Here is a 410-nt window from a genome sequence, read left to right on the forward strand (position 1 = left end):
GGTTAGCAAATAGCTCTTTTAAATTAGTCGCATATTGCAAACCTTCTAGTGACATAACATCATAACCGCTGATTGAAAGTTTTTCGATTGTCGCAATTTCTTCTTGGGTTGGTTCATGTGTATCTGCTTGTCCTAAGGATTGGTTTATTGCTAGACGCAAATTATCATCAGAAACAACTTGTGTATTTGCCTGGGCAGGGAGCTTAAAGCCGAGGATAATGGTTAAAGTAAAAGCTAAGATGACTAAAATTTTTTTCATGTGTGTACTTCCTCTCGAATTTTTATTTCAACTATAATTCTACCAGAACTACGAAAATCAATTAGTGTTGTTTCAGTAGATAAAAAGTAAATAAAGTTAACGATTTAGTGAATACGTTTTTAATCAAGAGAATAAAGAGCTTCTATAAAGA

Annotated in this window: 1 pseudogene; it reads right to left on the reverse strand. The window is 32.9% G+C overall.

Annotation, left to right across the window (positions count from 1 at the left end):
* Window positions 1-259: pseudogene (locus FMN52_RS00115) on the reverse strand (hypothetical protein); the annotation flags it as partial.
* Between the last annotated feature and the right edge of the window lie 151 nt (window positions 260-410).

This window comes from Marinobacter sp. BW6, from assembly GCF_008107725.1.
Lineage (GTDB): Bacteria > Pseudomonadota > Gammaproteobacteria > Pseudomonadales > Oleiphilaceae > Marinobacter.